This is a genomic window from Sphingorhabdus sp., assembly GCF_044374345.1.
In the GTDB taxonomy this organism is placed as follows: domain Bacteria; phylum Pseudomonadota; class Alphaproteobacteria; order Sphingomonadales; family Sphingomonadaceae; genus Sphingorhabdus_B.
In genome coordinates this window covers 1-8206 of record NZ_JBILOS010000093.1, presented here as the reverse complement: position 1 = coordinate 8206, position 8206 = coordinate 1, and the positions used below count along the sequence as shown (strand labels likewise).

8 protein-coding genes are annotated in these 8206 nt (G+C 57.8%); 1 reads left to right on the top strand and 7 read right to left on the bottom strand.

The window, feature by feature from the left end; translation table 11 throughout:
• The 5 genes from purH to ACIQ5B_RS09145 form a co-directional block, all read right to left on the bottom strand.
• Positions 1-1101, bottom strand: a 1101-nt coding sequence (gene purH / locus ACIQ5B_RS09165; RefSeq protein ID WP_397598744.1) for a bifunctional phosphoribosylaminoimidazolecarboxamide formyltransferase/IMP cyclohydrolase, incomplete at its 3' end; no start/stop codon positions are given.
• 4 nt (positions 1102-1105) lie between these two features.
• On the bottom strand, positions 1106-2824 hold the full coding sequence (locus ACIQ5B_RS09160) for a heparinase II/III family protein (protein ID WP_397598743.1): 1719 nt from the start codon (positions 2822-2824) through the stop codon (positions 1106-1108).
• Positions 2821-3483, bottom strand: coding sequence for a ribulose-phosphate 3-epimerase (gene rpe / locus ACIQ5B_RS09155; RefSeq protein ID WP_183942163.1), 663 nt, complete (start codon positions 3481-3483; stop codon positions 2821-2823). The genes ACIQ5B_RS09160 and rpe overlap by 4 nt, the downstream gene beginning before the upstream one ends.
• A 60-nt stretch (positions 3484-3543) precedes the next feature.
• Positions 3544-4074, bottom strand: coding sequence for a GNAT family N-acetyltransferase (locus ACIQ5B_RS09150; protein ID WP_397598742.1), 531 nt, complete (start codon positions 4072-4074; stop codon positions 3544-3546).
• 9 nt (positions 4075-4083) lie between these two features.
• Positions 4084-5352: an RsmB/NOP family class I SAM-dependent RNA methyltransferase gene (locus ACIQ5B_RS09145; RefSeq protein ID WP_397598741.1), complete on the bottom strand. Its 1269-nt coding sequence runs from the start codon at positions 5350-5352 to the stop codon at positions 4084-4086.
• Between the two features lie 137 nt (positions 5353-5489).
• Here ACIQ5B_RS09145 and ACIQ5B_RS09140 point away from each other — a divergent pair, with 137 nt between their 5' ends.
• Positions 5490-5654: a DUF1674 domain-containing protein gene (locus ACIQ5B_RS09140; RefSeq protein ID WP_183942161.1), complete on the top strand. Its 165-nt coding sequence runs from the start codon at positions 5490-5492 to the stop codon at positions 5652-5654.
• Between the two features lie 59 nt (positions 5655-5713).
• On the opposite strand, the gene ACIQ5B_RS09135 is transcribed toward ACIQ5B_RS09140, so the two are convergent.
• Positions 5714-6115: an acyl-CoA thioesterase gene (locus ACIQ5B_RS09135; RefSeq protein ID WP_397598740.1), complete on the bottom strand. Its 402-nt coding sequence runs from the start codon at positions 6113-6115 to the stop codon at positions 5714-5716.
• A complete protein-coding gene (locus tag ACIQ5B_RS09130) occupies positions 6112-8196 on the bottom strand; it encodes a S9 family peptidase (protein WP_397598745.1) in 2085 nt (694 codons plus the stop codon). The genes ACIQ5B_RS09135 and ACIQ5B_RS09130 overlap by 4 nt, the downstream gene beginning before the upstream one ends.
• Between the last annotated feature and the right edge of the window lie 10 nt (positions 8197-8206).

Genomic DNA, 8206 nt, shown 5'->3' with positions numbered 1-8206 from the left:
GCGCTTTGGATCGGGCAGATCACCCGTCAACAAAAGCCGCAGATTCTTTTTCTTTGCGAATACCGCCTTTGCGGCATCATCCGCCGATGGCGCGGCGACGACTTCTGTAAAAATTTCGGTGATGGCTTCCGCAGTGGCACCATCCAGCGGGCGGTTAACCGCAACAATGCCGCCAAATGCCGACACGCTGTCGCACTCGAGCGCCGCGCGATACGCGTCGATTAAGGTGTCGCCTGTTGCCACACCGCAGGGGTTGGCGTGCTTGACGATGACGACGGTAGGCGGTCCGTCGCGAAACTCGCTGACCAGTTCAAGCGCCGCATCAGCGTCATTATAATTATTATAGGACAGCTCTTTGCCCTGCACCTGTTCGGCTTGGGCAATCCCCGATACATGCGGACCGACGGGCACATACAGTGCCGCGCGCTGATGCGGGTTTTCGCCATAGCGCAATTCGGTTTCGCGATTTCCGTTCACCGCAAGCATATCGGGGAACAGCTGCTGCTGATCCGCAAAAGCGAACCATTGGCTGATCATGCTGTCATATGCTGCGGTCGCCGAATAGGCTTTGGCCGCACATTTACGGCGGAAGTCATAGCTTGTTTTGCCGCCGCTTTCCTCCAACTCCGCGATCAAATTGTCGTAATCGGATGGGTCGGTAAGGATCGTGACATATGCGTGGTTCTTCGCGGCGCTGCGCACCATCGACGGCCCGCCAATGTCGATATTCTCGATAATTTCATCGCGTGACGCGCCCTTGGCCACGGTTTGCGCAAAGGGATAAAGGTTCACCACGACAAGGTCGATTGCACCAATGTCATGTTCTTTCATCGACGCTGCATGTTCGGCATTGTCGCGTACAGCAAGCAATCCGCCATGCACTTTTGGATGCAGCGTTTTGACGCGGCCGTCCATCATTTCGGGAAAACCTGTAAGCTCGCTAATGTCCTTCACCTGAAGCCCTGCATCACGCAGCGTCTTGGCGGTGCCACCGGTGGAGACCAGTTCGACATGGCGCGCAGCCAAAGCATGCCCAAGTTCAACCAATCCCGTCTTGTCCGAAACGGACAATAGGGCACGCTTAATGATGACGTCTTGCATAAATTTATCCTAAATGGCGGAGCTGCCAGCCGATGGTGACGCCGCCTGTACCAGTGTCCGTGGTAATCACAAGTTGGCGGGTGGGGTGAGGACGGCCATTTTGGTCCACCCAAAGACTGTCATCCACAGATAATTGACCGTCAGATGCCATAAATGCCCAATTGCTGCCGTTGGCCATCCGCAAAAACACCGCTTGGGGACTGTCGGAAGCGACGATTTCGATTTCTGGCCCAAGATGGAAACGGATATGCACCGGCACGCCTTCTTTAGGTTTGTCCCGGGGCAGCAACGTGTCTTCTCCGCGCAGATCCATGCCGTCGGAACGCAGGATCAACAATCGCGAGTGGCTATAACCAAAACTCCGCACGTAACCGTCATGGCTTGCCTCAATACGGGTCGCTTGATCAATATCGCGGCGTTCAAGCCCCACTTCGACAACACCTTTGCCCAATTGGCCGCCGGGCAGAATTGCTGTCGAGTTGGTGTCATTCACGCATAATGTCGAATGCGCCGCCGTGGTCCGAAGCCCGCGCGCCAACGCAGCCGGTATCGTTGCGCCGACAAGCGCCGCGCCACCGCAGTTCACAATCACCCGCTGCCCACCATGCGACAATTCAAACGCAAGCGTTGAGGCGCAGCCTGACGCGGACTGACGCGCCAATGGCGGGGGACCTGCATCCAGCAGCAGTACGGACTTGCCCGCAGAAACGCGCTGATAACCCCAATCGAGCGCTTGGCGATGTGGTCGCGCGCGCACTTCGCTGGCGGCCACCAATGCATCGATATGCTCCGCACCCATATGCGCTGACCCTTGCCACGCGCCAAGGCCACCATCGGCATGCGTAAGGCCCAGCAACGCTGGCACAGCCCGCCCGAGTGCTTCGAGCAGGAATACAGGCACCATCTCGCTGCGCGCCGCATAGCATTGCTTGAGCAGGCTGAGCAGGCCGATCAATTCCATGAGTTGAACAGGTGAGCGCGACACCACGCCGCCGTCGGGGAAAATGGTCGCCCGCAGCGATTCAGCCAAACCGTTCTCGCCAACGGCGCGGCGCACCTTGCCCTCTGGCAACAAAAGCGATGCCGCGACGACGCCTGCCCAGCCCACGGTCTTGCCGAAGTGGCTTTGTGCACGCGGGGCTGTTTGATCGAGATGGCGCGCAACCCGGGCAAAATGATTAATGACGCGCGCACGGTAAATGGGGTCCGCACTGCTGAGCAGAAACGGCGAGCCCGCTGCCATGTTCATCAAGCGCCACGCACAATTGTCGACGCGCCATGCCGGCTCACGGGTCTTCATGCCATTGGCCAGCAACCATGCATCGGCAATTTGCGCTGCGACGGGCGCACCTTCGCCGCGATTGGTCGCCGCGGACAAATCACGCAACCAAGCAAATCGGTGAATATAGTCGGTCAGCGACGGCTGAAGCGCGAGCGTGTCATAATCCAAGCCGTCGAACGCCTGTTCAAAACCCTGATAATGGAATTTGCCCATACGCAGCGCCTGCCCGCGCCCGGCATCGCCTTTTAGGGGATCGTTCGGCACCGCAAGCAAGCGCATGGGAACCTTGCCCGTAAGCCTGCCGCTATGCAGCGGCGTGCGCCATGTTAACTTGTAAAATTCGAGAGACAGCCGCTCGAGAAGATTTTGGCCCGCGCCTTGGGGCCTGACAATCAACGCCGTTTGCCGTTGCCCATTGTCGCCTTCATCGCCGTCGGTCATTCACCCCTCAGCGCCAAAATATTGGCCGCATATTGGCCCGCGCCACCCTTGAAAGTCGCTGTTCCAGCAACCAACGTGTCCGCCCCTGCCGAAATCGCCAGTGGCGCCGTTTGCGTTGTGATGCCGCCATCAACTTCCAACCGGATATCGCGGCCTGTTTTGTCGATCATCTTGCGAATGGCTTCAATTTTGCGCAGCTGGCTTGAAATGAAGCTCTGGCCACCAAAACCGGGGTTCACGCTCATCACCAGCACAAGGTCGATGTCGTCAATAAGATAATCCAGCATTTTGGCCGGCGTGTGCGGATTGAGCACGATACCCGCCATCTTACCCAGCGACTTGATCAGCTGCACGGTGCGATGCGGGTGCGGCCCGGCTTCGGGATGGAATGAAATGATATCCGCGCCAGCCTCTGCAAAATCCTGCACATATTGGTCGACCGGCGAAATCATCAAATGCACATCAAACGGCTTTGCGCTGTGTGGGCGAAGCGCCTTTACCACCGCAGGGCCAATGGTGATGTTGGGGACAAAATGTCCGTCCATAACATCAACATGAATCCAGTCACATCCGGCGGCATCAATGGCCCGCACTTCTTCTCCTAATCGGGCAAAGTCAGCGGACAAAATCGATGGCGCAATGCGAACAGGGCTGGTCATATTTTGCGTTTAGACGCTGGACCGCGCATGGGCAAGCGAACGGACCGCGTTATACACAGCTTATCGCACGCTTTGGCGCGGCTCACGGCGGTAAACGAACAGGTCACCGATCACATCATGCGACTCCGCAAATTTGGTGAAGCCAAGCTTCGCTGCGACATTATGCGAAGCTGCGTTGCCACGGTCGATGATGCAGCGGATTTCGCCCAAGTTCGTTGCGTCTGCCCAACCAAGTATCGCGGTCATCGCCTCGGTCGCGTAACCCTTGCCCCAGGCATCAGGGGTAAACGCCCAGCCAGCTTCGGGAAAGCCTTCAAGATCGCTGATGCCGCGTTCAAATTGCGCCAGCCCGCCATTGCCCACAAAGCGTCCGCTCTCGCGCTCGACAAAGGCCCAATAGCCATAGCCGAACAGCGACCACATGCCGATGCCCTGAAGCATTTTCATCCAGCTTGTATTGCGGCTGCGCGGCTCGCCGCCAATAAACGCAGTCATGCGTGGGTCAGCCCAGGCCGCCGCATAATCTTCCCAATGCGCACGCGTCATGGGTTCGATGGAGAGGCGTTCGGTTACAAGTGTTGGGACTTTCATCGGCTAAACCTATGCTGAACGTGTGAACCGCGCCACGAAAAATCCGTCAAGGCCACCCTGATCGGTAAGCATTGGGGGCATGGTGCGGACATGGCCCTGTGCATTGGCAACCACGCCCGCTGGCAATTCGTCCGCGGTCGCCGCCAAAGTTGTATATTCCGGCTGCCGCGCAAGAAACGCCTCTGCCTGCGCCTCGCCCTCATGCGGTTCAAGTGAACAGGTCGCGAAGACCAAGGTGCCGCCGGGCTTCACCCATTGCGCCGCACGGTCAAGCATGGCGCTTTGGATGGCCGCCAGATTGTTGATGGCTTTCAAATCAATGCGCTGCAGCACATCGGGATGGCGCCGCATCGTGCCCGTCGCACTGCATGGCGCATCCAGCAATATGGCATCAAACAACTGCGCCGGTTTCCATTCCATGACGTCCGCATTGACCCGCTCAGCATTTAATTGCGTGCGTTCCAGATTGGCCATCAGACGGTCCATGCGCCGGGCACTGTTATCCAGCGCGGTCACGGTAAAGCCCGCAGCCGAAAGCTGCATGGTCTTGCCGCCGGGGGCTGCACATAAATCGAGCGCCCTTTTGCCCTGTCCATCACCCAGCAGACGCGCCGGAAGGCTGGCGGCGAGATCCTGCACCCACCATGCGCCTTCGTCATAGCCATCGAGTTCTTCGATAGCGGTTCCGCGCGGTAAGCGGACATGCCCGGGCATCAGGCTGACGCCGCCCAGTCGTTCTGCCCACGCGTCGGTGGCCGTCGCATCGCGCAAGGCAAGATCAAGCGGTGGCGGTTCTGACAATGCGGCCTGTGCGCCTGCAATCATCTCGTCACCCCATACCGGATGCCAGCGCATCATCACTGCCTCTGGCAACGACGGCAGATCAGGCAGCGTGGCTTCGGCGCGCAAGAGCGACCCCAGCACGCCATGCACCAGCCGCCGTGGTCCGCCATCAACCAGCGGCAACGCGGTCGCAATCGCGGCATGGGCGGGTGTGCCCAGCCGCAATATTTGCGCCAGCGCCAGCCGCAATACCATGCGTGCCTTGGCATCATCCGGCAGTGGCTGTTTGGTTTTGCTGTCAATCAACTGGTCCAGATCCACCGACCAGCGCAGCGTTTCTTGCGCAATCGCAATAGCGAGCGCGCGGTCCGGCGGCGATAGCCCTTTGGTCGCATTTGCCGTCGCCTGATCCAACGGCGTGCCCATGCGCATGACGGTATCAAGCAGCCGCAATGCGGCGCGGCGGGTCGGAAGTCCGGAAATTTCTTCAGTCATGCAAAGCGCACTAGGCGTCTGCGCCAAACAAGGGAAGAGCGGTTCGATGTCACGCCATAGCCAAGCTTCACCTTGCAAACAGGCCTATCTGCGCCGATGTAGGGGTTAACCGAACGCGCTTTCGAAGGAGAAGCTTCATGGGCACGCGCCCTTCACATGTCAAAGCACCCGATTATTTGTCGAAAAGCCCGCCCGTGCCAGCACCGAAAGCCGTTGATCGCGAACCTGAGCCAGATGCGGAACGACTGGACCCCGTGCGCTATGGCGATTGGGAATTGAAGGGCGTGGCGGTCGATTTTTAACGCGCCTATCGTCCATCGATGTTCCGGCATATCATGCCCGGGCTACCTAGAGTCAGGACCTAATGATGCACGCCCATAAACGGGGCGGACACCTCCGGCCGCACGCGTACCAATCGGCCAGTCGCTTTATCAATCATCGCCCAAGTCGTATTTGCCCGCACAATGACCTTGCCCGCGGCATCAACAAAATCCACACGCCGGTCAAATTGCGCACCCTTTGGCTCGCGTTCAATCCAAGTGTTAGCGGTAACGCTTTGCCCGGGTCCGACATTGCCGCGGTAATCAATCTCGTGCCGCGTCACGACCCAGAAATAGGCGGCGATATGTTCAGGCGCGGCAACAGCCTGCCAATGCGCTGTCGCCATATCCTGAATCCACCGCACCCAGACAGCATTGTTGACGTGGCCAAGCTCGTCAATGTCGTCTGGTTGCGCGGTAAATATGCGCGTGAATGGAGTCACTTCTGCGATGATGCCATCCCCATTTGCCAGATGATGAACGCCGCCTCTTCGGCATTTTCGCGTAACCGCTCGAACCGCCCGGACTTTCCGCCATGGCCCGCGCCCATGTTGGTTTTAAGCAGCAACACATTGTCGTCGGTCTTCATATCGCGCAGCTTGGCGACCATCTTTGCAGGTTCCCAATAGGTCACGCGCGGGTCATTCAATCCAGCGGTCCACAGCATGGGCGGGTAAGCCTTTGCCGCGACATTGTCATACGGGCTGTAGCTGCGGATATAGTCGAACGCCGCCTTGTCGGTGATCGGGTTGCCCCATTCGGGCCATTCGCCCGGCGTCAGCGGCAGATCCTTGTCGAGCATCGTGTTGAGCACATCGACAAAGGCCACATGGCTGACAACCGCGCCAAATAATTCAGGTGCCTGATTGACCACCGCGCCCATCAATTCACCGCCAGCTGAACCGCCGCTTGCGGTCACTTTGCCTTTGCTGGTGAAGCCCAAATCGATCAGGCCTTTCGCCGCATCAACAAAATCGTTGAACGTGTTGGTACGCTTGGTCAGTTTGCCATCCAGATACCATTGATAGCCAAGGTCGTCGCCGCCGCGAATATGCGCGATGGCATAAGCAAAGCCGCGGTCGACCATCGACAGCCGGTTGGCCGAAAAGCCGGGCGGCATCGCGTAACCATAGGCGCCATAGGCATAGAGATGCAGCGGCTGGCTTCCGTCTTTTTTGAAACCCTTTTTGGTCAGGATCGACACCGGCACTTTGGCACCATCGCGCGCGGTGATCATCACGCGTTCGGTCACATATTGCGCAGGATCATATCCGCTGGGGATTTCCTGCACCTTCAATGTTTCCAATCGGCCATCGGCCAGATGATAATCAAACACCGTGTCGGGCGTGACCATCGATTCATAACCCAGCCGCAGCTTCGTCACATCATATTCAGGGTTATCGCCAAGGCCCGCATCATAGCTGGCCTCAGGGAATTTGATTGGCTGCACCTTGTTGGCATCTGCATAATCGCGGATTTCAACTTGATCGAGGCCATCGATGCGGCCCTCGGTCACATAGAAATTTTTGAACAGCGACAGCCCCGTCAAATAATGGCGGTCAGAACCGGCAATCAGCGTTTTCCAATCGCCCGGCGCTTTCATGCTGGCGGTCGCGACGCGGAAGTTCACATGATCATCGTTGGTCAAAACATACAGCATACCATCGCGGACATCGACGCTATATTGGCGTCCCGTTTTGCGCGGCGACACCATGATCGGCGTTGCAGTGGGATCGCTTGCGGGGACCAGCCGCACTTCGCTCGTGACATTGTCGCCCGTACCAATGAAGATCCAATCCTCTTGGGCGGTCAGACCGACACCAACGCCAAAGCCGATGTCTTGTTCCTTATAAAGCAACTTCGCTTTGGTCAGCTCGTCGCCGATCCGGTGGTACCATGCATTGTCGGTGCGCCAGTTTTCATTGGCAAGGCCATAGACAACGCCTTTGCTGTCCGATGACCAGACAATGCCCGACAATGTGCCCGGGATGATGTCGCGCAATTTTTCGCCGGTTTCCAGATTGCGGAAATGCAGGTCAAACCGTTCCGACCCGTTATCGTCGTACGCATATGCCAATATTTTGCCATCGGGGCTGATCTCTGCGGCACCAAGCCGGAAATAGGCCTTGCCCTTGGCGAGTATATTTTCGTCGAGGATGAGCTGATCGGCACCGCCGGCAACCGCCTTGCGATAATGCTTGCGATATTGCGCGCCTTCTTCGAATTTTGACCAATAGATATAGTCGCCATCCTTTTGCGGGACCGAGCTGTCGTCTTCTTTGACGCGGCCTTTCATTTCCTGAAAGATGGTTTCGGTCAGCTGCGCCTGCGGCGCCATCTGCGCTTCAAAATAGGCGTTCTCGGCATTCAGATGCGCGAGTATCTCTTTGTCATCAATCGTCGGATAACCCGAATCGCGCAGCCAGTGATAATCATCGGTAATTATAACCCCGTGCCACGTGGCGCTATGCGGGCGTTTTTCAGCAACTGGGGGCTTAATTTCACCGGTGGTTTTTTCAGTCATAATGGCTTTC